Here is a 20631-nt window from a genome sequence, read left to right as displayed (position 1 = left end):
GGTTAGAAACCTATTTTTTTTCTCTTCCCTAGCTCTTTTAATGTTTTAAGTTCTTGTTTTCTACTTACATTATAAAATTCTACAAATAATCCAATAGCATTTGATTTTAAATGAATATGTGAATCTTTAATTGTATCACTTGCAACTAAATATTCATTATTTACATTTTTTTCTACTTTTTTATAATCATCATAAAGAGTTTCAATTTGTATTCTAAGAGATAAAAACTCTTTTTTGTTATCTGAAATGATTCCTACATAATATGAATTTCCAGCTTTTTTAGTAAATTTTTGATTTATTTTGCTTATATCAATATTTAACTCTTTAATAAGTTTAGCAAATTTAATATCTTGTTCTTCTCCTAAGTTATTATCTAAAAGAAATCTACATACCTCTTCTGCTTTTTTTAATCCAAAGTCATATATTAATCCATCAGTTAAAATAATTTCAGAATCATCTTTTAATAAAAAAGTTACTTGAAAAGAAGAATAGAAATTTCCAAGTAAATAGTTTATCTCTGTTTTAATATCTTTTATATTTTCTAACTCTATAGAATGTTTTTTATTTTTTTTATTATTGTCTGAAAAATTCCAAAAAATAGTATTATCACTAATTTCAATATCAATAACTCTTTTTACAAATGTTACATAAATTGTTGCAGCAATTTGAAAAGCACAAAGACCAAGAGCTATAAAAAATAAAACAGAATAAATTCCACCTTGTTGGATATGTCCTTGATACATTACTGATGCAAAAAGAGAAAATGCAACTAGCATAAATATTTTGTATGAATAGGCTTTATCAAGTGTAAGATTAAGCTTTTGCATTATTTACCTTTATATTTAAATTGGCGTATTATAGTTTACTTTGATTAAATTTTACTAAGAGTTAACTCTAAAATAAATATTTTCCTTAAAGAAAGATTAATAATCATTAAGATAAAATGCGGTTCCACTTTTAATATAAGTGAGAATATATACCTATTAGGAGGTCATTATGGCTTTAGATCAGGACGTAAAAGCAGAAATTATTGCAAAATACAGAAGAGAAGATAAAGATACAGGTTCAGCAGAAGTACAAATTGCACTTTTATCAGAGCAAATTAAAGTATTAACTGAGCACTTAAAAATTAACAAAAAAGATCACTCATCAAGATTAGGTCTTTTAAAAATGGTTGGTAAAAGAAAAAGACTTTTAGCATATTTAAGAAAAACTGATTATACTAAATTCACTTCATTAGTTGCAGACTTAGGAATTAGAGCTAAGTAATTACTAGCTTTTATAAATAAAAAAGGTTGCAAGGTTTTCTTGCAACCTTTTTTTTTGAATTAAACATAAAGATAAAAATTAATTTCTAATAATAATAAATATTAATAAATCTTCTTGTAGAATATTTAAAAAATAATTTTAGGGAAAAAATGTTACTTACAAAAAAGAGTGAATATGCCTTACTTTCTTTAATTTCTATTGCGAAAAGTGATAGTCCTAAGAATGTTGATGTATTATCAAAAGAGTTAAATATTCCAAAATCTTTTTTAGCAAAAATAATGCAAAATCTTGCAAAAAATGATATTGTGCTTTCTCAAAGAGGAGTAAATGGAGGTTTTGTTCTTAAAAAACCTTATGATGAAATTACTATCTTAGAGATTACAACAGTAGCAGAAGAAAAAATACCTTCAGTATTTGAGTGTTCTCCTTCTGTAACATCATGTCCTCAAGATATAGCAAATGCATGTAGCGTTTGGCCACTACTAAATAATCTACAAGGCAAAATCAATGACTTTTTAGGAAGTCTTACATTAAAGGATATTGCTACATGAAGCTTTTTCATTTATCTCATACAGATTTAGATGGATTTAGTTGTCAATTAATCACAAAAGAGTATTTTAAAGAGGCTTTCTTTTATAACGCAAATTACGGAGTAGAAGTAAAACTTTCACTTAAAAAGATTTTAGAAGATATTGAACCTTTTAAAGATGAAGATATTCTTTTTTTAATTACAGACTTAAATTTAACAATTCAAGAAGCAAAAGATTTAAATAAAAATATTGATGAACTAAAAGCAAATGGTTATAAGATTAAATTACAATTATTAGACCATCATGCAACAGGTGAAAAAAGTGCAGCTAAATATGACTGGTATTTTCTTGATATAAAAAGATGTGCAGCAAAAATAACTTATGATTATATGCTTGAAGAATTCAATGCTTTTGATGAAAAGACAAAAGAGTGGTTGAATCCTTTAATAAATAGTGTAAATGCAATTGATATTTGGCTTGACAATGAAATAAAGAATTTTGAATTTGGAAAAGTTTTACTCTCTATGATAAGTAGAGTTAGAGAGATAAATAATGTACTTTTTGCTGATTTAAACAGAGATTTGAGATTTTATTTATTAAAAGAGTCTGCAAAATATTTAGAAAAAGAAGATGGAAATATTCTTTTAGATAATAGTATTCATACTTTAAAAAAAGAGTTTTTAAAGTTAGATGAAAAAGATGATACTATAGATAATCTTGCGGCAAAATATTTAGTTAGTTCTTTAGCTGATTTAAAAGAGAATTTAACAATTACATATAAAGAACATAAAGGGCTTTTAACTTATACTTTAGGTTCTATCTCTATTCCAGCAAATGCTTTTTTAAGAGCTAATAAAGACTATGATTTTTTTATTGATATTAGTAAAAAAGGTAATGCTTCTTTCCGTGCTGATGGAAAAGTTGATGTATCTATGTTGGCACAAAAACTTGCAAATGGCGGTGGTCATGTTAATGCAAGTGGTTGTAAATTTGATGATTTTAAAGAGACTATTAACTACGAAGATGTAAAAAAATATATTCAAGCTAAACTAGATTCTTTAGCTAGCTAGAATTTTACTGATACATAAAAACTCAATTCAAACTTATCATCATCGCTTAGAAAGTTATTCTTTTTATAAACAGCGTATGATGGTTTTGTTGTTGTTTCATATCCACTTTTGATTAACCATTCATGATAAACCCAGTGAATGAACTTTAACATATCTCCATGATTTCCAACTAAATCAAATTTCGCATAAACACCATTTGCAATTTTAAATTTAGGTAGTTTATCATTATCTGCATCAGTCATAATACAAGCAATATATTGACACTCATTTAAGTGGGTAATTGTAGGATTATCATGTAACAAAGCTATTTGCTTGTAGTTTTTAATATCAGAATTTAATATCCAAGTTTGAAGTTTTTGCCAAGTCTGTTTAATATTTACATTATAACCTTTGTTTCTAATATAATAACTCTCTAAATAAGGCATCTTCACAATTTTTGGTTCTAGATTTGTAAAGTTTGCGGTTGATTTTAAAGCAAATTCTGATTCTTCTAAAATCTTATTTGAATACTCTTTATAACCATTATTTCTCCACTCTTTTGGTGAAAAATCAAATCTATTCTTAAAAGCTTTGATAAAAGAAGATTGAGAACTATATCCACAAGAGCTTGCAATTTCTGAAATTGTTGAATATCTATTTGTAAGAAGTAGGTTTGCAGCTTTTTGAAGTCTAATAGATTTTATACTCTCATAGATATTTTTTCCAAAAGCCTCTTTAAAAATACGATGCATATGATATTTACTAATATGTAAGTCATAACTTAATTCTTCAATATCAATGTGCGTGTCGATATGAGTGTAGATGTAGTAAAGAATATCATTTGCAATTCTTGTTCTTTTTTCCAGAGTATCTTTTTTCATAAAAAATTATAGCACTATTAAACTAAAAAATTAGCACTAATGAACAATAAAATTAGCAAAAAAGAAGAAGAAAAAGTTTTATTATTACATTACAATAGATTATCTAAATTGAACTAGAGGAAAAACATGGAAACAAACTTAGTTGCAGAAGCGATAAAGTTTATGGTCTTGGGGATGGGGATAGTATTCTTATTCTTGATCGTAATGGTCTATGCTTTAAAACTGCAAGCAAAAATAATTGGTAAGTATTTTCCGCAAGGAGAGACACCAGCACCTACAAAGCCAAGAACTACAGAGGCTTCAAAAGAGAAAACTGCAAAGATAGCGGCTATAGTAGCAGCTGTTCAACATCATAAAAATCTAAAAGGTTAAATTAAATGTCAAAAAAATATATTGATGTTATGGATACTACATTTAGAGATGGATTCCAATCTGTCTTCGGAGGTAGAGTTTTAATGGAAGATTTTTTTCCAGCTGTTGAAGCTGCGAAAGAAGCAGGTATCAATCATTTCGAGTTCGGAGGAGGAGCAAGATTCCAATCTTTATTCTTCTATCTACAAGAAAACGCATTCGAAATGATGGATAAATTTAGAGAAATTGTAGGACCAGAAGCGAATCTACAAACCCTAGCAAGAGGTATAAATACAGTAATGCTAGATACAGGTTCAAGAGAACTAGTAGAGATGCACGCAAAAATGTTTGCAAAACATGGTGTAACAACAATAAGAAACTTTGATGCATTAAATGATGTACAAAACTTAGAATATAGTGCAGAATGTATAAAAAAATATGGACTAAATCATGAAGTAGTAGTAACATTAATGGACTTACCTCCAGGATGTGAAGGAGCTCATGATGTACCATTCTATGAAAAGACATTAAGAAATATCCTAGATAGTGGCTTACCATTTGACTCTATTTGTTTTAAAGATGCAAGTGGAACATCTTCTCCACAAAAAGTATTTGATACTATTAAAATGGCAAGAAAATTAGTAGGTGAAGATACTCATATTAGATTACATACACATGAAACAGCAGGAGTATCAGTAGCTTGTTACTTAGCAGCATTAGATGCAGGAGCAGATGGAATAGACCTAGCAGCATCTCCTGTAAGTGGAGGGACATCTCAACCAGATATCCTAACAATGATGCACGCAGTAAAAGGTATGAATTATGATTTAGGTGGATTAGAAATCTCTAAAGTATTAAAATATCAAGATACTTTACAATCTTGTTTAAAAGATTACTTTATGCCACCAGAAGCAACACAAGTTTCTCCTTTAATCCCATTCTCTCCAATGCCAGGTGGAGCATTAACAGCAAATACACAAATGATGAGAGATAATGGAACTTTAGATAAATTCCCAGAAGTAATAAAAGCAATGCAAGAAGTAGTAGAAAAAGGTGGATATGGAACATCAGTAACACCAGTTTCACAATTCTATTGGCAACAAGCATACGCAAATGTAATGTTTGGACCATGGAAACAAATTGCACCAGGTTATGGAAAGATGGTATTAGGATACTTCGGTAAAACACCAGTTGAACCAGACCAAGAGATTGTTAAATTAGCTTCTGAAAAACTAAAACTTGAACCAACAAGTGAAAACCCACTAGATATAGCAGATAGAGATGAGAAGAAAACTATGTCTTACTGGGAAGGAAGATTAAAAGAAGAGAATATCGAAACAAGTGATGAGAATATCTTTATAGCAGCAGCTTGTGATGAAAAAGGAATTGCTTTTCTAAAAGGTGAAAGCCCATTAAATGTAAGAAAAACAAATGATGCAACATGCGAAAATGATAAAGAATGTAAATTAGGAGAGAAAAATAGTATGAGTAATGCAACAGGAAACTATACAGTAGTTGTAGATGGACAAAAATTTAATGTAACTGTAGCTGAAGGTAATGCAGATATTCAAGTAACACCAGTAGAAACATCAGCATCAGCAGCACCAGTAAGTGGTGGTGGAGCAGAAGTTGGAGCAACTGTTGCAGGAAATGTATGGAAAGTAAATGTTAAAGTTGGAGATACAGTAAAACAAGGTGATATCGTAGCAATTCTAGAAGCAATGAAAATGGAAATTGATGTAGAAGCTCCTTGTGATGGAACAGTAAGTGCAATTTTAGCTAATCCAGGTGATGCTGTTGAAGAAGGTCAAGCAATAGCAACAATTAGCTAAGCTATAAAGAACTGGAGAAATATTTAATGAATAAAAAAATACTAGCTTCAATGCTACTGTTGTTTTTTACACTATTCACAACAAACTCTTTTGCAAGTGCAAATGCAGCACCTGCAGAAGAAGTAAAACATGAATATCATGAAAAATCATTAGGTCAATTATTAGAGTCATTCTATAAAACAACAGGGATTTATGCTTTTACAAATCCAAGTGATGATGTAATGACTTCAGAAGCTCATGCCGAAGATGCAAGAGTTATGACTACTTTTGAACAAACTTGGGGTAGATTAATAATGATAGCAATTTGTCTATTCTTATTCTACCTTGCAATTGCAAAAGGATTTGAACCATTATTATTAATGCCAATAGCCTTTGGTGGTATCTTAGCTAATATTCCACTAGCTGGAATTGGTGGAGAGACTGGAATGCTTGGTATTATTTATAATATGGGTATTGCAAATGGATTTTTCCCATTATTAATTTTTATGGGAGTTGGAGCAATGACAGACTTTACTCCACTATTAGCAAATCCAAAAGCAGCAATCCTAGGAGGAGCAGCACAGTTTGGTATCTTTGGATCACTAGTAGGTGCAGTAGTTTTAGGATTTGATTTACAGTCTGCTTCAGCTATTTCTATTATTGGTGGAGCTGATGGACCAACATCAATCTTTATTGCAAATAGATTAGCTCCTGAATTATTAGGTGCAATTGCAGTAGCAGCATACTCTTATATGGCATTAGTACCAGTAATTCAACCTCCAATTATGAAGGCACTTACTTCAGAGGCTGAAAGAAAAATCAAAATGCCAAAATTAAGAAAAGTGCATAAATTAGAGAATTTAACACTGCCAATTGTTATATTATTGTTAGCAATTCTGTTCTTACCAGAGTCAACTCCACTAATTGGAGCATTTTGTTTAGGAAATTTCTTCAAACAATCAGGAGTTGTTGAGAGACTTTCTGATACAATGCAGAATTCATTAATCAATATAGTAACAATTTTCTTAGGATTAGGGGTTGGTTCAAAACTAGCTGCTGATAAATTCTTAGTGTTAGAGACACTTGGGATTATGGTTATTGGATTAATTGCATTTGCAGCAGGAACAGCAGCAGGTGTAATCATGGCAAAGATCATGAATAAATTTTCGTCTGATGAGAATAAGATTAACCCTCTTATTGGTGCTGCAGGAGTATCAGCTGTACCAATGGCAGCAAGAGTTGTTAGTAAAGTTGGACAAGAATATGACAAATCAAATGTATTATTAATGCATGCGATGGGTCCTAATGTTGCTGGTGTTATTGGCTCTGCCGTAGCTGCTGGTGTACTTTTATCGATTTTTTAAAAAACAACATTTAATAAAACATATAAAGCCAAACTTGAAAGAGTTTGGCTTTTTTTATGCCTAAAATATAATTCTTTCTTGCTTTACTAAACACTATTTTGCTAATATTTATCATAAAAGAAAAGGAGATAAAATGGAATGTGAATTTCCTACTGTAAACAGTAATATTGAAGAGATAAAAGAAATTTTTGAAAATACAAAAACAATTGCAATTATTGGGCTTTCTCCAAATGAAGAAAAGGCTAGTAATAGAGTTGCAAATTACTTAAAAAATGCAGGGTTTAAGATTGTTCCTGTATATCCAAAAGAGGATGAAATCTTAGGAGAAAAAGTATATAGAAGTTTAAAAGAGATACCTTTTAAAATTGATATGGTAGATATTTTTAGAAAGCCTGATGTAATAGGGCAAGTAGTTGATGCTGCAATTGAAAGAGGAGATATTGATACAGTATGGACTCAATTAGGTTTAGTAAATAATGAAGCTGCACAAAAAGCTGAAGCAGCAGGTATGAAAGTAGTACAAAATAAATGTACTAAAATCGAACATAATAATATATTTAACTAAGATTAACTTTTACTTTGGGGTGTTTTGTTATTTAAAACTAAAGTAGCAATACATCCTGTTTTTCCATCAGTTCTATTTTTTAAACTTATAGTTGCTCCCAGTGCATCAGCAGCATTTTTTGCTAAGAAAAGACCAAGTCCTGCACCACTTTCTTCACCCATTCTTTTAAATGGAGCAAAAAGATCAATTGATTCATCAATTCCACTTCCATCATCAGTAATAGAAAGAGTTGTAGTATCTTTTGTTTTTTCTAATCTTATGGCAATTGCTTTATTATCAGGTGTAAATTTTATAGCATTTTGTACAAAGTTTTGAATAATTTGATTTAATAGTGTTGGTTGTAAATATACTTTATGATGATTTACATTTGAAAAGAAAGTAAGAATAATTTTCTTTTTTGCACTTAACATTCTATAATCATTTGTTTTTCTTTGCATATATTGAACTAAATCTATCTCTTCAGGTTTTTCAAATTGTGCCCCTTCAGCTCGTCCAATATCTAAAATAGAAGAGATCATTTTATTCATATCATTGATTTGTTCAACTGTAAGTTTTAATGTATCTTTATATTTTTGAGTCTCTCTATCTTTCATTAAAGTAACTTCATTTTTTAGTTTCATTACTGCTAGAGGAGTCTTTAATTCATGAGCAACTCCAATAAATAACTCTTTTTTAAATTTGATATTTGTCTCTATTCTTGTAGTTAAAGAGTTAATTGAGTCTGCTAAAGGATGAAACTCTATAGGAAGGTTATTTTTATTTATTTGAGTTAGATAGTTTTCATCCATATTAGAAAGTTTTTTTGTAATTTGAATAATTGGTCTTAATAGTGTTTTTGAAACAGTAAAAGCATAAAGAACAACCATTATTAAACCACCAAAAGAGATTAAAAGAATGTTGTTAAAAATTTTTGTAAGCATCTTTATTGATGAGTTAATATTCTTTACAATTTTAATATATTGATTTTTTTCAAGATTAAAAGGATAAAGAATTTGCATAAAATGATTATCATTTAGCTTGTAAGTTGAGTAGGCTACTTCAGGAATGTGTTTTAAAGTAACAAGGTCAACATTAATTCCATTATGAGTAATAATATTAAAGTTTCTAGAATTTACATCAGCATTTTGACTAATTTTAAAAATTAGTTCTGCATCAGAAAGAAGAGACTCTTTCAGCTCTTCATAAATAGTTGATTTAGTATATCCGTAAAAAATAAATGAGAGAATAATAATAAAAAGCGAAGTAGCAAGAATTAGTTTTTGGTAAAACTGTTTATAAATGCTCTTCGCTTGCATAGTTTATTTAACCTTTTTTAGGTTTCTTATGCTTCTTCGTCAGTATCAGGGTAACAGAATCTGTAACCTCTTCTTCTAATCGTCTCAATAGTAGAGATGTTTAATGGTTTATCCATTTTTTGTCTAATTTGGTTAATTGCAACTTCAATTACGTTTGGAGTTACTAATTCTGGTTCTTCCCAGATAGCATCTAATAATTGTTCTTTAGATACGATTTGATCTCTGTGTCTTGCAAGGTGAGTTAATACTTCAAAAGGTTTACCTTTTAATTCAATCTCTTCACCGTTATATTCGATTTTTTCTTCATCAGGGTTAATTGATAAATCTTCAATTTCGATTACATTTGTTCCACCGAATCTTAATCTAGCTTCAATTCTAGCTAATAGAATATCGAAGTCAAATGGTTTTTTAATATAATCATCAGCACCAGATTTTAATGCTTCAATTTCAGAATCTTTATCATCTCTTGCAGATAAAATAACAACTGCAGTTCTTGAGCTTCTGTTTTTAACTATTTTACATAACTCAATCCCATCTCCGTCTGGTAACATCCAGTCAGTTAATACTAAATCATAATTTCTAATATCAATGAAGTACTCTGCATCTTTATAATTTTCTGCTGCATCTACTTGGTATCCGAAGTCTGTTAGACCTTCTTGCAGAGTTCTATTTAACGTAATCTCATCTTCAATAATTAATATTCTCATATAGATTTTCCTTATACTCTCGTAACTTAAATTTAAGTTAAGTTTAAAATTTGCCGTATTATATCATAAATATAGTAAAAATTAAAGGTTTTTTAAGGTAAATTTTGAAATTTAGACAAAAAGTGCGAATTAACTTCATGTTAATAAAATAAAGATACAATATTAAAATCAAAATTATTAAGGAATATAATGATTAAAGTTACAAGCAAAAAATTAGTTACAAGCCTTATTGCAACAGTTGCAATAACAACAAGTTCATTATGTGCTTCTTCTGATGTTTTAGCAACAGTGAATGGTGATAAAATCACAAAACAAGATATTGCTATTTTATTAGGAAATCCAAATATTGATTTCGATTCTTTACCAAAAAAGAATAAAAATCAAATTTTAGATCAAATTATCAACAATAAACTTTTAACAGAAAAAGCTGTAAAAAGTGGTGTTGAAAAAGATGCAGAATATAAAGAAAGCTTAGAAAAATTAAAAAAAGATTTAGCTTTAAGAGTATGGTTAAAAAAAGAGTCTGAAAAAGTAACAGTATCTGAAAAAGATATGAAAGATTACTATGAGCAAAATAAAGCTCAATTTAAAGTTCCAGCTACTTTAGAAGCAAGACATATTCTTGTAAAAACTGAAGCAGAAGGAAAAGAGATTATCAAAACTTTAGATAAAGCTTCAAATAAAAAAGATAAATTTGTTGAGTTAGCAAAAACAAAATCAGTTGGTCCAACTGGTCCACAAGGTGGTTATTTAGGTAAGTTTCCAGAGACAAAAATGGTTAAAGAATTCTCTGATGCTGCAAACGCTTTAAAGGTTGGTAATTATTCTAAAAGCCCAGTTAAAACACAATTTGGGTATCATGTTATCTACTTAGAGGATAAAGAAGCAGCGAAAACTTTAGAATATGATAAAATTAAAAATAGAATTAAACAAGTTTTATTACAAGAAAAGTTTAGAAACTTCCTTGAATCTGAAGCAAATAAATTAAGAGATAAAGCAAAAATAGTTATCAAATTATAAGGAGAAAATGAGTGGCTGTATTAGATATTGTTAAACCTGGTGTTTTAAGTGGAAGCGAAGCAAAAAAACTTTTTGCATATGCAAAAGAGAATAAATTTGCAATTCCTGCTGTAAATGTTGTAGGAACGGATTCTGTAAATGCAGTATTAGAAGCTGCAGCAAAGGTAAACTCACCAGTAATTATACAATTTTCAAATGGTGGAGCACAATATTTTGCAGGAAAGGGTCTTAAAACTGCTGATGCAGCAGTTTTAGGTGGAATAAGTGGAGCAATTCATGTACATACAATGGCTGAAGCTTACGGTATTCCTGTAATTTTACACACTGACCATGCGGCAAGAAAACTTTTACCATGGATTGATGGTTTATTAGAAGCTGGAAAAAAACATTTTGAAAAAACTGGTAAACCTTTATATACTTCTCATATGTTAGACCTTTCAGAAGAGTCTTTAGAAGAGAATGTAGGAACATGTGTTGAGTATTTCAAAAAAATGAATGAACTTGATATGATGATTGAGATTGAACTTGGAATTACTGGTGGAGAAGAAGATGGTGTTGATAACACAGATGTTGACAATGCTTTACTTTATACTCAACCAGAAGAAGTATGTTATGCATATGAAGAGTTATCAAAAGTTTCTGAAAACTTTACAATAGCTGCATCATTTGGTAATGTTCATGGAGTTTATAAACCAGGAAATGTTGTTTTAAGTCCAAAAATTCTAGATAATTCTCAAAAATTCATTGAAGAAAAACATGGTACAGATACAAAGCCTGTTGACTTTGTTTTTCATGGTGGTTCAGGTTCTGAGTTACATGAAATCAGAGAAGCAATTGAGTATGGTGTTATCAAAATGAATATTGATACAGATACTCAATGGGCTTTTTGGGATGGTGTAAGAGCTTATGAAGCTAAAAATAAAGATTATTTACAAGGTCAAATTGGTAACCCAGAGGGTGAAGATAAACCAAATAAATCTTATTATGACCCAAGAAAATGGTTAAGAGCTGGACAAGAGACTATGATTTCTAGACTTGAAGTTGCATACTCTGACCTTTGTTCTATAAACAAAAACTAATTTTTATAAAGTGATAGCCCTATAATCTTAGGCTATCATTTTATTGTGGTGTTTTTATCATATAACCACTTCCTCTAATATTTATAATAAAATCCTCTTTCAATATTTTTTTGATTCTATTTATTTCTGATCTTATTGTTGAAATATCTACTTCATCTCCATTATAAGCATACTCTTTAAACATATCATAATCTACAACTAAGCTTCTATTTCTTGCTAAAACTTCTATAATTTTAAGTTGTCTTCTTGGCAGGATATGTGGTTCATTATTAAAATATAGGGTCATTGATTCAATATCAAAACTATATGATTTAGAGAGCCTTTTATGTTGCTTAGGTGTAATTTGGTTTTTAAGTAGTCTATTTATTCTAATAGTAAGTTCTTTTAGATGAAAGGGCTTTTTTAAATAATCATAACAGCCTATATCAAAAGCTCTTGAAATATCTTCAATATCTATTAAGGCAGAGATATAAATAGTTGGTATTTCTCTTTTTTGTTGATGTAAAGTCTCTAAAATAGTAAAACCATCAATATCAGGAACATTTATATCTAAGATAAGTAGGTCAAACTCCTCTTTTTGTAATAAGTTTAAACATTCACTTCCTGTACTTGTAGTTACAACTTTGTGTCCTGTAGAATTTAGATAATTACCAATCATCTCATTAAGCATAAAATCATCTTCAAGTAGGAGTATTTTCATTAGTTATATCCTTAAATGTATAGATAAATGAAGCTAAGTTTTCATTTGATTCTAGTTCTATTTTTACACTCTCTTCTTCACATATTCTTTTTACTAAATTTAGTCCTAAACCAAAACCATTTTGACTAGTTTGTTCTTGATAATACTCTTCAAATATCTTTTTTTTATCTAATATCTGTTTTGAAGGGCTTGAGATTTTTAAGATAACATCTGCTTCTTTTATTTTTATTGAAACATCAATTATATTGTTTGCAAAAGTATATTTAATTGCATTTGTGAGATTATTATCTACAATTCTTTGTAGTTTTGTTTCATCAAAGTAGATAAATATCTGCTTTTTTGAAGTCTCAAAATTAAAATCTAGTTTTGCTTTTTTTGCAATAAGAGAGAAAAAATCAATGCGACTTCTTAGAAAATCTACAATATTTATATTATGTTTGACTCTATTTATATGGTCTTTTCTAATTAGGTAGCTTAAATCATCATAGATATTAAAAAGTGTTTTCATTGCTATTTCAATATTTGAGATATATCTGTTTTTACCAAACTCCATTTTATACATATCTATATTTCCCATTATTACAGATAAGGGTGTATTTGTTTCATGTACAGAGTGTTTTAAAAACTGTTTTTGTAAGTTTAAAAGTTGTTGAGAATAAAGGGTTTTTTCTTCAAGTTCTTTTGATTGTTTATTATAATCATTTGCAGATTGTTGTATTAAATGAGTTAAAGCTTGTAGACTTCTTGCATGTTCACTAATTTGATTTTCTTCTTTATTAGGAAGTTCTTTATTTATAAAAGCCTCTTCTTTTTCACTTAAAGCAACTACAGTTAGGGTTTGATTTAAAAACTGATTACTCTGCTTATTTTTATCATAATAAAATTCTCCATAAGTAAAAAATCCAGAAGTAGGAGCAATTTTAGAAAAGGGCTCAATCTCTAAATCAATAATATTTGGCATATACCTTCTTCTTGCCATACAAGAGTAGATAAAAAAGCTTTGAGTATTATTTATATTTGAAGATTTAAAAAGAGATTTTAAAGGGTTATTCATTATCAATTCAATATTCCCAAAACCTAATTTTACTCTATCATTTTTATGTAAATTCCCAGCAAAACTTAGGCTTCCATCTTTATGTTTTTTTATTACAGCTCTTGCTAGGGATAAGCCATTTCTTTTTACTATTAAAGGAAACTCAATTCCTGTTGCTGGTAAAGATTTAGCAACATACTCTCCTAAATATTTTTCATAAAAATCTAAAGATTTTAGTCCTGAAATTTTATAAACACGATTTCCTTTCACTTCATCTATTTTATGTGATATTCCAATTGCAGACCAGTTGAAGTTAAAAGCAGTCTTTACATCTAATATTTTAGAATTAAGAACAATAGCAACAGCCCCTTTTGTATAGATATTATTATCTAAAGCTATAAAAGTTTGAGTAAAACTTGCATTATCTGCTGCCATACCTCCACAAACAGGGATCTTATTATTTGTCTCTTCAATCCCTTTTAAGAACTCCTCTCCATTTGTTTTTTCTCCATCTGTAAAACAGATAAGAAGTTTTGAATCCTCTTCAATTAAAGTTTTCGCTATTTTTATGCCATTTTTAAAAGAGGAATTTTCATTTACATAAAGGGCTTTAAAAGTTGTGTTTTCAAAAGAAGAGATACTTATAATGGTACTTAGGGTATTAACACTTGCTTCATAAATTTCTCCATCAGTAGAAGAGGCAATTATAAAAGAAGAGGGAAGATTCTTTTTTATTTCATCTAATATTTTTTGTAAGCTATCTTTGGATTGCCCACAAAAAACTTGGATAAGTAAGTTTTTATGGGATTTAAATTTATTAAAATCAATAATATCATCTAAGCGATTATTTTTAATTATAAAATTAAATGTTTGCATAAATGATTGTAGCATAAAAAAAGATATTATTTAGCAAAAAAAATAAAATAAAATTTTCTTTGAAAGCTCTATTTAATGGTGCTTTCCTTCTTCAAAATTTAAATGCTATTTCAATGCTATGCTTTTGCTAAAGATAGGCTATTTTTTTTCTCTAAAATTTTTAAAAGGAAAAGTTTCTTTTCAAAAAATCAATAAGGAAAAAAAATGACTTATGCAAAACCAGAATTTAAATCACAATATGAAAACTTTATAGGTGGACAATGGATTGCTCCAAAGAGTGGAGAGTATTTTGAAAATATTTCGCCAGTAGATGGAGAGGTTCTTACAAAAATTCCAAGATCAAATGAAGAAGATATTGAGTTAGCAGTCTCTTCAGCAAAAGCTGCTTTTGAGACTTATAAACATACTTCAGTTGTAGAAAGAAGTGCTTTATTAAATAAAGTGGCAGATGCAATTGAAGCAAACTTAGAAAGACTTGCCGTTGCAGAGACTTTAGATAATGGTAAAACTGTAAGAGAGACTTTAAATGCAGATATTCCTTTAGTTGTTGACCATTTTAGATATTTTGCTTCAGTTATAAGAGCAGAAGCTGGAACAGTAGCTGATTTAGATGCAAATACTATCTCTCAAGAGGTTTATGAACCATATGGAGTAGTTGCTCAAATTATTCCTTGGAACTTCCCACTTTTAATGGCTGCTTGGAAATTAGCTCCTGCTTTAGCAGCTGGAAATTGTGTTGTTATGAAACCAGCAAGTGCAACACCAATGTCTATTATTTTAATGATGGAGATTATTGGAGATATTTTACCAGCAGGAACAGTTAATATTATAAATGGTGCCGGAGGGAAAATTGGTAAATATTTAACTACTCATCCAGATGTTAAAAAAGTTGGTTTTACAGGTGAAACTACAACTGGTCAATTAATTATGCAATATGCAACAGAAAATATTATCCCTTCTACTTTAGAACTGGGTGGAAAATCTCCAAATGTTTTCTTTGAATCAATTATGGACTCAGATGATGAGTTTTTTGACAAAGCAATTGAAGGTTTAGTTCTATTTGCATTTAACTCAGGAGAGGTTTGTACTTGTCCTTCAAGAGCTTTAATACAAGAGTCAATTTATGAACCTTTTATGAAAAGAGTATTAGAGAGAATCGAAGCAATTAAATTAGGAGACCCACTAGACCCAGAGAATATGATGGGAGCTCAGTGTTCGCAAAATCAAAAAGATAAAATTTTAGAGTATATTAAAATTGGTAAAGAAGAGGGAGCTGAATGTTTAATTGGAGGAGAAGCTTTAGAAAATAGCAAATATCCAAATGGTTTTTATATTAAACCAACTGTTTTTAAAGGACACAATAAAATGAGAATCTTCCAAGAAGAGATTTTTGGGCCAGTTTTAGCTGTGACTACTTTTAAAGATGAAAAAGAGGCAATTGAAATCGCAAATGATACTATGTATGGTCTTGGTGCAGGTGTATGGTCAAGGGATGCACACCAACTTCATAGTATGAGTAGAGCAATTCAAGCAGGAAGAGTTTGGGTAAATTGTTATCATTTATATCCTTCTCATGCTTCATTTGGTGGATATAAGAAATCTGGTATTGGAAGAGAGACTCATATGATGATGTTAAACTCTTATAGACATACAAAAAATATTTTAACTTCATATAGTAAAAATGCTTTAGGGTTTTTCTAAAAAATAAAAAGAGGTTTTAACCTCTTTTTAAAGGAGATAAAATGAGTGTTAAAAGAGTTGAAGTAACCCAAGAAGCAAAAGAAGTTATAGAGATGCTTAAAAAAGAGCATGGAGAATTAGTCTTTAATCAAAGTGGAGGTTGTTGTGATGGAACAGCCCCAATGTGTTATGAGAAGAATGATTTTTATGTTCCAAGTAGAAATGTAAAGTTAGGCGAGATTTGTGGGTGTGAATTTTTTATTGATAGGGAACAGTTTGAGTATTTTAAACACTCCCAAATAATAGTTGATGTAAAAAAGGAGCAAGGAGCTTTTGGAAACTCTTTCTCTTTAGAGATAGACCATGGTTATCAATTTATTACAAAATCTAGGATTTTTACAGATGAGGAGTATAAAAGCTTAGAAGATTAATCTTCTTTGCTTTTAGCTTCGTTTGTTACAAGGGCTAAGTTGTTTAAATTATATTTTTGAAGTAAATCTAATACTTTAACAACTCTTTCATATTCTACTTTTTTATCAATTCTTACTATTATTGGTTTTTTCTTATTTTTAATCTCTTTTAGATTATCTTCTAAAGATTCAAAAGATACTTCAATACCTTTTATTGCTAATTTGTTTTTATTTAGTTCTATAAAAACTTGTTCTTCATCTATCTCTACTGCTTTTGCATTAGCTTCTGGTAAATCAAGCATAAGTGCAAGTTCATCTTTTTTGAAAACAGAAGTAACAATAAAAAAGATTAAAAGAATAAAAACAACATCAATAACTGGTGTTAAATCTATTCCTAAATATTCTCTTCTTTTCATAATTTACCAATAATCTCTTTTTTTGCTTTTAATTCAATTGAATCGATAATTGAAATAAAGTGGTTATAAGCAATATGGTGTGGAATTGCTACAATAAGACCAGTAATAGTTGTAATAAGTGCAACTGAAATCCCACTAGAAAAAATAGTTGGATCTCCTAAACCTTTTTGTGTAATTGCTTCAAAAGCTTTATATACTCCATAAACTGTTCCAAGAAGTCCTAAAAGTGGAGCAACAGAAGCTATATTTTTGATATAAGTTAAACCACTTTCTAATCTTTTTACTTCATACTCTATTTGAACTTCTATAGTAGCAAGGTTTTCTTCGTTTATCTTTTTTTGAATTTTTTCTACCATTGCTTTTTTTCTAGGTATTGTTAAAAACTTCCAAATTATAATTGTAAATCCAATAATATTTAAAAAGATAAGAATATATACAATTATCCCACCCTTATCAATATATTCCATAATATTCATTTATATTTCCTAATTTTCTTTTCGTGTAATTTTAGTATAATAAGCTTAATGAATTATATAAACTCTCCAACAGAAAAAATTAAATTTAAAAATAAAGAAATTTATTTAAAAAGAGATGACCTCCTAGATAAGCACTTTAGTGGAAATAAAGCACGAAAATTTTATTACTACTTAGTTAATGACTTAACAAATATAGATAAAATCATTAGTTTTGGTTCTGCTCAAGCAAACTCTTTATATTCACTTTCTGTTTTAGGAAAGATAAGAGAGATTAATATTGATTTTTATGTAAACCATATAAGTTCTTATTTAAAAGAGAACCCTCATGGCAATTATAAAAAAGCTATAGAAAATGGTGTAAATATTATTGAAGATAAAAATTTTGATTTTAAAACTTATGAGTTAAAAGAGAATGAAATCTTAATAGAAGAGGGTGCAAGAGTAAAAGAAGCCCAATTTGGTATAAAAATTCTAGCCCAAGAGATTACAAAATGGGCAGAAGAGAAAAAAATAGAAAAGCTAAAAATATTTTTACCAAGTGGTACAGGAACTACTGCTTTATTCTTACAAAAACATTTAAAATTTGAAGTTTATACAGTCTCTTGTGTAGGTGGAAGTGAGTATTTAAAAAAGCAATTTTTCTCTTTAGAAAAGGATGAAAAATATCATCCAAAAATAATAGATATGCCAAAAAAATATCATTTTGGAAAGCTTTATAAAGAGTTTTTTGAAATCTATAATGAACTACTAGAAACAACAAAAATAGAGTTTGATTTACTCTATGACCCTTTAGGTTTTTTAAGTTTAGAACAATATTTAAAAAGCTCAAAAAAAGAGGAAGAAATTTTATATATTCATCAAGGCGGAATATTAGGAAATGAGAGTATGAAGCCTAGATATGAACGAAAATTCAATAAGTAGAAAAAATTTAACAAGAGTCATTTATTTTTTTACTTTAATTTAGATATAATCTAGGATTTTTAAAAGAGATATGTTTATCAGGAAGAAGTGTTGAGTAAAAAAAATAATATTATTCTTATTGGTTTTATGGGAGTAGGTAAAGGAACTGTTGCAAGAGCCCTTGTTAAGGCAAGTGATTATTTTGCAATTGATACTGATGATTTAATTGAAAGTATTGAAAACAGAAGAGTTAAAAAAATCTTTGAAGAAGAGGGTGAACCTTATTTTAGAAGTTTAGAAAAAAGATGTGCTCTCTGGCTTGAAAAGAATGTAGATAATACAATTATCTCAACGGGTGGAGGTTTCTTTAGACAAGAAAATATCCATACAATAGGAACAATAATCTATTTAGAGTCTAGCTTTGAAGGGATTTTAAATAGAATTAATTCTTCACCTAATGCAAAAGCAAAACTTAAAAAAAGACCCCTTTTAAGTAACTTAGTAGAGGCTAAAAAACTTTATAATCAAAGAGTTGAAGATTATAAAAAGGTTTCTGATATAACAGTAAATGTGGAAAATAAATATATTGATTTAGTAGTAAAAGAGATTTTAGGAAAAGTAAATGAAAATAATTAATACAAATGATGCAAATTTTAAAGAAGAGTTTGAAAATATTTTAGCAAGAGCTAAAACTGATATCAAAGAAGTATCATCAATTGTAACTTCAATAATTGATGAGATTGTAGAAAATGGAAACAGTGCTTTAAAAAAACATATTGAAAAATTTGATAAATGGGAAGTAAAAGAGGATTCTCAACTTCAAATTTCAAAAGATGATATGAAAAAAGCTTATGAAAATATTGATGAAAAACTAAAAGAAGCTTTACATATCGCATACAATAGAATTAAAACATATCATGAAAAACAATTACCAAAATCTTGGATTGATTTTGAGAAAAATGGAACAATCTTAGGACAAAAAGTAACTCCTGTAGATAGAGCTGGTTTATATATTCCTGGTGGAAAAGCAGCATATCCAAGCTCACTACTTATGAATGCAATTCCAGCAATAGTTGCAGGTGTTGAAGAGATTGTTGTATGTACTCCAACTCCAAACAATGAAGTAAATGAACTATTACTTGCAGCATGTCATATTTGTGGTATCGAAAAAGCATATAAAGTTGGTGGAGCATCTGCTGTTGCTGCTATGGCTTATGGTACTGAAACTATTCCAAAAGTTGATGTAATTACTGGTCCTGGAAATATTTTTGTTGCAACTGCTAAAAAATTAGTATTTGGAGAAGTTCATATTGATATGATTGCAGGTCCTTCTGAAATTGGAATTTTAGCTGATAGTTCGGCTAAACCAAAATATTTAGCAATTGACCTTTTATCTCAAGCAGAGCATGATGAGATGGCAAGTTCAATTATGATTACAATAGATGAAGAAGTAGCTAAACAAACAAGTATTGAAGTAGAAAACTATTTACAAACTCTAAGTAGAGAAGAGATAGCTAGAAAATCTATTGAAGATAGAGGAGCTATTATTGTTGCTTCTTCTATGGATGAGGCAATTGAACTAATGAACGAAATTGCACCAGAACACTTAGAAGTAATGACAACAAATGCTTTTGAATTATTACCAAAAATTAAACACGCAGGTGCAATTTTCTTAGGTGAAAATACTCCTGAACCAATTGGTGACTATATAGCAGGACCAAACCACACCCTTCCTACAGGAAGTACAGCTAAATTTTATAGCCCATTAAATGTTGAAAATTTCTTAAAGAAGAGTTCAATTATAAACTTCTCAAAACAAGCAATTGATGAGTTAGGAGAAGCTTGTGCCTTATTAGCTGATACAGAAGGTTTAACTGCTCACGCAAAATCAGTTAGAGTAAGATTAGAAGATAACTAAGATGAATAAGAATTGGTTTTTAGAAGATGAAGATGATATCTTTACTGGAACACCAAAATCAAAATATTTTGATGTAGCTAGACAAGCAACAAAAGAGATTGTCGAAGATGAGTTCGATAAGTTCTTAGAAAGAGTTGCTGTTATGGAATTACTTTTATCAGAAGAAAAAGGCGAAGATTTTGATATTAATAAGATACTTAATAGATATATCTTAGAGAATAGTGAAAAAGTAGAAAAAATAAAAAAAGGTCTGTATTTAGAACTTACAGGCGATATTATTTGTAGATTAGATTCATAAGGT

23 protein-coding genes are annotated in these 20631 nt (G+C 29.0%); 15 read left to right on the top strand and 8 right to left on the bottom strand.

Annotation, left to right across the window (positions count from 1 at the left end):
• Positions 1 to 2: 2 nt before the first annotated feature.
• Positions 3 to 827, bottom strand: a complete 825-nt coding sequence (locus ABIV_RS10870) for a hypothetical protein (protein ID WP_114839899.1) — start codon at positions 825 to 827, stop codon at positions 3 to 5.
• 169 nt (positions 828 to 996) lie between these two features.
• On the opposite strand from ABIV_RS10870, the gene rpsO reads away from it, so the two are divergent.
• From rpsO to ABIV_RS10855, 3 genes are all read left to right on the top strand, one after another.
• The gene (gene rpsO / locus ABIV_RS10865) at positions 997 to 1269 is read left to right on the top strand and encodes a 30S ribosomal protein S15 (RefSeq protein ID WP_114839898.1); all 273 of its coding nucleotides are present in this window, start codon (positions 997 to 999) and stop codon (positions 1267 to 1269) included.
• A gap of 149 nt (positions 1270 to 1418) precedes the next feature.
• Positions 1419 to 1820 (top strand): RrF2 family transcriptional regulator, encoded by a 402-nt coding sequence (locus tag ABIV_RS10860; protein ID WP_114839897.1) that lies wholly within the window; start codon positions 1419 to 1421, stop codon positions 1818 to 1820.
• The gene (locus tag ABIV_RS10855; protein WP_114839896.1) at positions 1817 to 2869 is read left to right on the top strand and encodes a DHH family phosphoesterase; all 1053 of its coding nucleotides are present in this window, start codon (positions 1817 to 1819) and stop codon (positions 2867 to 2869) included. Before ABIV_RS10860 ends, ABIV_RS10855 begins: the two co-directional genes overlap by 4 nt.
• On the opposite strand, the gene ABIV_RS10850 is transcribed toward ABIV_RS10855, so the two are convergent.
• Complete coding sequence (locus ABIV_RS10850) at positions 2866 to 3729, bottom strand: AraC family transcriptional regulator (RefSeq protein WP_114839895.1); 864 nt, start codon at positions 3727 to 3729, stop codon at positions 2866 to 2868. The genes ABIV_RS10855 and ABIV_RS10850 overlap by 4 nt on opposite strands.
• A 126-nt stretch (positions 3730 to 3855) precedes the next feature.
• Here ABIV_RS10850 and ABIV_RS10845 point away from each other — a divergent pair, with 126 nt between their 5' ends.
• The 4 genes from ABIV_RS10845 (at position 3856) to ABIV_RS10830 (ending at position 7820) form a co-directional block, all read left to right on the top strand.
• Positions 3856 to 4101, top strand: coding sequence for an OadG family protein (locus ABIV_RS10845; RefSeq protein WP_114839134.1), 246 nt, complete (start codon positions 3856 to 3858; stop codon positions 4099 to 4101).
• Between the two features lie 5 nt (positions 4102 to 4106).
• Positions 4107 to 5912 carry a biotin/lipoyl-containing protein gene (locus ABIV_RS10840; protein WP_114839133.1) on the top strand — a complete coding sequence of 602 codons (1806 nt, stop codon included), beginning with the start codon at positions 4107 to 4109 and terminating at the stop codon, positions 5910 to 5912.
• Between the two features lie 26 nt (positions 5913 to 5938).
• A complete protein-coding gene (locus ABIV_RS10835) occupies positions 5939 to 7255 on the top strand; it encodes a sodium ion-translocating decarboxylase subunit beta (RefSeq protein WP_114839132.1) in 1317 nt (438 codons plus the stop codon).
• A 133-nt stretch (positions 7256 to 7388) separates the two neighbouring features.
• Complete coding sequence (locus ABIV_RS10830; protein ID WP_114839894.1) at positions 7389 to 7820, top strand: CoA-binding protein; 432 nt, start codon at positions 7389 to 7391, stop codon at positions 7818 to 7820.
• 2 nt (positions 7821 to 7822) lie between these two features.
• Here ABIV_RS10830 and ABIV_RS10825 read toward each other — a convergent pair whose 3' ends face one another.
• Together ABIV_RS10825 and hsrA are read right to left on the bottom strand one after the other, a co-directional pair.
• The gene (locus tag ABIV_RS10825; RefSeq protein ID WP_114839893.1) at positions 7823 to 9115 is read right to left on the bottom strand and encodes a sensor histidine kinase; all 1293 of its coding nucleotides are present in this window, start codon (positions 9113 to 9115) and stop codon (positions 7823 to 7825) included.
• 26 nt (positions 9116 to 9141) lie between these two features.
• The gene (hsrA, locus tag ABIV_RS10820; protein WP_114839892.1) at positions 9142 to 9822 is read right to left on the bottom strand and encodes a homeostatic response regulator transcription factor HsrA; all 681 of its coding nucleotides are present in this window, start codon (positions 9820 to 9822) and stop codon (positions 9142 to 9144) included.
• A 189-nt stretch (positions 9823 to 10011) separates the two neighbouring features.
• On the opposite strand from hsrA, the gene ABIV_RS10815 reads away from it, so the two are divergent.
• Together ABIV_RS10815 and fbaA are read left to right on the top strand one after the other, a co-directional pair.
• Positions 10012 to 10842, top strand: coding sequence for a peptidylprolyl isomerase (locus tag ABIV_RS10815; RefSeq protein WP_114839891.1), 831 nt, complete (start codon positions 10012 to 10014; stop codon positions 10840 to 10842).
• 11 nt (positions 10843 to 10853) lie between these two features.
• Positions 10854 to 11921, top strand: coding sequence for a class II fructose-bisphosphate aldolase (fbaA, locus tag ABIV_RS10810; protein WP_114839890.1), 1068 nt, complete (start codon positions 10854 to 10856; stop codon positions 11919 to 11921).
• A 40-nt stretch (positions 11922 to 11961) separates the two neighbouring features.
• On the opposite strand, the gene ABIV_RS10805 is transcribed toward fbaA, so the two are convergent.
• Positions 11962 to 12621: a response regulator transcription factor gene (locus ABIV_RS10805; RefSeq protein WP_114839889.1), complete on the bottom strand. Its 660-nt coding sequence runs from the start codon at positions 12619 to 12621 to the stop codon at positions 11962 to 11964.
• Complete coding sequence (locus tag ABIV_RS10800) at positions 12602 to 14530, bottom strand: FIST N-terminal domain-containing protein (protein WP_162918008.1); 1929 nt, start codon at positions 14528 to 14530, stop codon at positions 12602 to 12604. Before ABIV_RS10800 ends, ABIV_RS10805 begins: the two co-directional genes overlap by 20 nt.
• A gap of 204 nt (positions 14531 to 14734) precedes the next feature.
• On the opposite strand from ABIV_RS10800, the gene ABIV_RS10795 reads away from it, so the two are divergent.
• Together ABIV_RS10795 and ABIV_RS10790 are read left to right on the top strand one after the other, a co-directional pair.
• Positions 14735 to 16231 carry an aldehyde dehydrogenase family protein gene (locus tag ABIV_RS10795; RefSeq protein WP_114839888.1) on the top strand — a complete coding sequence of 499 codons (1497 nt, stop codon included), beginning with the start codon at positions 14735 to 14737 and terminating at the stop codon, positions 16229 to 16231.
• Positions 16232 to 16272: 41 nt separating this feature from the next.
• Positions 16273 to 16641, top strand: coding sequence for a DUF779 domain-containing protein (locus ABIV_RS10790; RefSeq protein ID WP_114839887.1), 369 nt, complete (start codon positions 16273 to 16275; stop codon positions 16639 to 16641).
• On the opposite strand, the gene ABIV_RS10785 is transcribed toward ABIV_RS10790, so the two are convergent.
• The gene (locus ABIV_RS10785) at positions 16638 to 17036 is read right to left on the bottom strand and encodes an ExbD/TolR family protein (protein WP_114839886.1); all 399 of its coding nucleotides are present in this window, start codon (positions 17034 to 17036) and stop codon (positions 16638 to 16640) included. The genes ABIV_RS10790 and ABIV_RS10785 overlap by 4 nt on opposite strands.
• Positions 17033 to 17512: a MotA/TolQ/ExbB proton channel family protein gene (locus ABIV_RS10780; protein ID WP_114839885.1), complete on the bottom strand. Its 480-nt coding sequence runs from the start codon at positions 17510 to 17512 to the stop codon at positions 17033 to 17035. The genes ABIV_RS10785 and ABIV_RS10780 overlap by 4 nt, the downstream gene beginning before the upstream one ends.
• Positions 17513 to 17560: 48 nt before the next feature.
• Between ABIV_RS10780 and ABIV_RS10775 the strand changes: the two genes are divergently transcribed.
• The 4 genes from ABIV_RS10775 (at position 17561) to ABIV_RS10760 (ending at position 20628) form a co-directional block, all read left to right on the top strand.
• The gene (locus tag ABIV_RS10775) at positions 17561 to 18433 is read left to right on the top strand and encodes a 1-aminocyclopropane-1-carboxylate deaminase/D-cysteine desulfhydrase (RefSeq protein WP_114839884.1); all 873 of its coding nucleotides are present in this window, start codon (positions 17561 to 17563) and stop codon (positions 18431 to 18433) included.
• A gap of 90 nt (positions 18434 to 18523) precedes the next feature.
• The gene (locus ABIV_RS10770) at positions 18524 to 19048 is read left to right on the top strand and encodes a shikimate kinase (protein WP_474509139.1); all 525 of its coding nucleotides are present in this window, start codon (positions 18524 to 18526) and stop codon (positions 19046 to 19048) included.
• Complete coding sequence (gene hisD / locus ABIV_RS10765; RefSeq protein WP_114839882.1) at positions 19035 to 20330, top strand: histidinol dehydrogenase; 1296 nt, start codon at positions 19035 to 19037, stop codon at positions 20328 to 20330. The genes ABIV_RS10770 and hisD overlap by 14 nt, the downstream gene beginning before the upstream one ends.
• Before the next feature lies 1 nt (position 20331).
• On the top strand, positions 20332 to 20628 hold the full coding sequence (locus tag ABIV_RS10760) for a DUF2018 family protein (RefSeq protein WP_114839881.1): 297 nt from the start codon (positions 20332 to 20334) through the stop codon (positions 20626 to 20628).
• The last annotated feature ends 3 nt before the right edge of the window (positions 20629 to 20631 follow it).

The organism is Halarcobacter bivalviorum (assembly GCF_003346815.1).
GTDB lineage: Bacteria > Campylobacterota > Campylobacteria > Campylobacterales > Arcobacteraceae > Halarcobacter > Halarcobacter bivalviorum.
The sequence above is the reverse complement of the archived record's forward strand: the minus strand, read 5'-3'. Positions and strand labels throughout refer to the sequence as shown.

Bases quoted from the DNA above. Each gene is read 5' to 3' on its own strand.
- ABIV_RS10840 (WP_114839133.1), top strand. From the start codon at position 4,107: ATGTCAAAAAAATATATTGATGTTATGGATACTACATTTAGAGATGGA.
- ABIV_RS10780 (WP_114839885.1), bottom strand. From the start codon at position 17,512: ATGAATATTATGGAATATATTGATAAGGGTGGGATAATTGTATATATT.
- ABIV_RS10785 (WP_114839886.1), bottom strand. From the start codon at position 17,036: ATGAAAAGAAGAGAATATTTAGGAATAGATTTAACACCAGTTATTGAT.
- ABIV_RS10845 (WP_114839134.1), top strand. From the start codon at position 3,856: ATGGAAACAAACTTAGTTGCAGAAGCGATAAAGTTTATGGTCTTGGGG.
- hisD (WP_114839882.1), top strand. From the start codon at position 19,035: ATGAAAATAATTAATACAAATGATGCAAATTTTAAAGAAGAGTTTGAA.
- ABIV_RS10795 (WP_114839888.1), top strand. From the start codon at position 14,735: ATGACTTATGCAAAACCAGAATTTAAATCACAATATGAAAACTTTATA.
- ABIV_RS10835 (WP_114839132.1), top strand. From the start codon at position 5,939: ATGAATAAAAAAATACTAGCTTCAATGCTACTGTTGTTTTTTACACTA.
- ABIV_RS10775 (WP_114839884.1), top strand. From the start codon at position 17,561: ATGAATTATATAAACTCTCCAACAGAAAAAATTAAATTTAAAAATAAA.
- hsrA (WP_114839892.1), bottom strand. From the start codon at position 9,822: ATGAGAATATTAATTATTGAAGATGAGATTACGTTAAATAGAACTCTG.
- ABIV_RS10870 (WP_114839899.1), bottom strand. From the start codon at position 827: ATGCAAAAGCTTAATCTTACACTTGATAAAGCCTATTCATACAAAATA.
- ABIV_RS10830 (WP_114839894.1), top strand. From the start codon at position 7,389: ATGGAATGTGAATTTCCTACTGTAAACAGTAATATTGAAGAGATAAAA.
- ABIV_RS10805 (WP_114839889.1), bottom strand. From the start codon at position 12,621: ATGAAAATACTCCTACTTGAAGATGATTTTATGCTTAATGAGATGATT.
- ABIV_RS10790 (WP_114839887.1), top strand. From the start codon at position 16,273: ATGAGTGTTAAAAGAGTTGAAGTAACCCAAGAAGCAAAAGAAGTTATA.
- ABIV_RS10760 (WP_114839881.1), top strand. From the start codon at position 20,332: ATGAATAAGAATTGGTTTTTAGAAGATGAAGATGATATCTTTACTGGA.
- ABIV_RS10800 (WP_162918008.1), bottom strand. From the start codon at position 14,530: ATGCAAACATTTAATTTTATAATTAAAAATAATCGCTTAGATGATATT.
- ABIV_RS10815 (WP_114839891.1), top strand. From the start codon at position 10,012: ATGATTAAAGTTACAAGCAAAAAATTAGTTACAAGCCTTATTGCAACA.
- ABIV_RS10855 (WP_114839896.1), top strand. From the start codon at position 1,817: ATGAAGCTTTTTCATTTATCTCATACAGATTTAGATGGATTTAGTTGT.
- rpsO (WP_114839898.1), top strand. From the start codon at position 997: ATGGCTTTAGATCAGGACGTAAAAGCAGAAATTATTGCAAAATACAGA.
- ABIV_RS10825 (WP_114839893.1), bottom strand. From the start codon at position 9,115: ATGCAAGCGAAGAGCATTTATAAACAGTTTTACCAAAAACTAATTCTT.
- ABIV_RS10860 (WP_114839897.1), top strand. From the start codon at position 1,419: ATGTTACTTACAAAAAAGAGTGAATATGCCTTACTTTCTTTAATTTCT.
- ABIV_RS10850 (WP_114839895.1), bottom strand. From the start codon at position 3,729: ATGAAAAAAGATACTCTGGAAAAAAGAACAAGAATTGCAAATGATATT.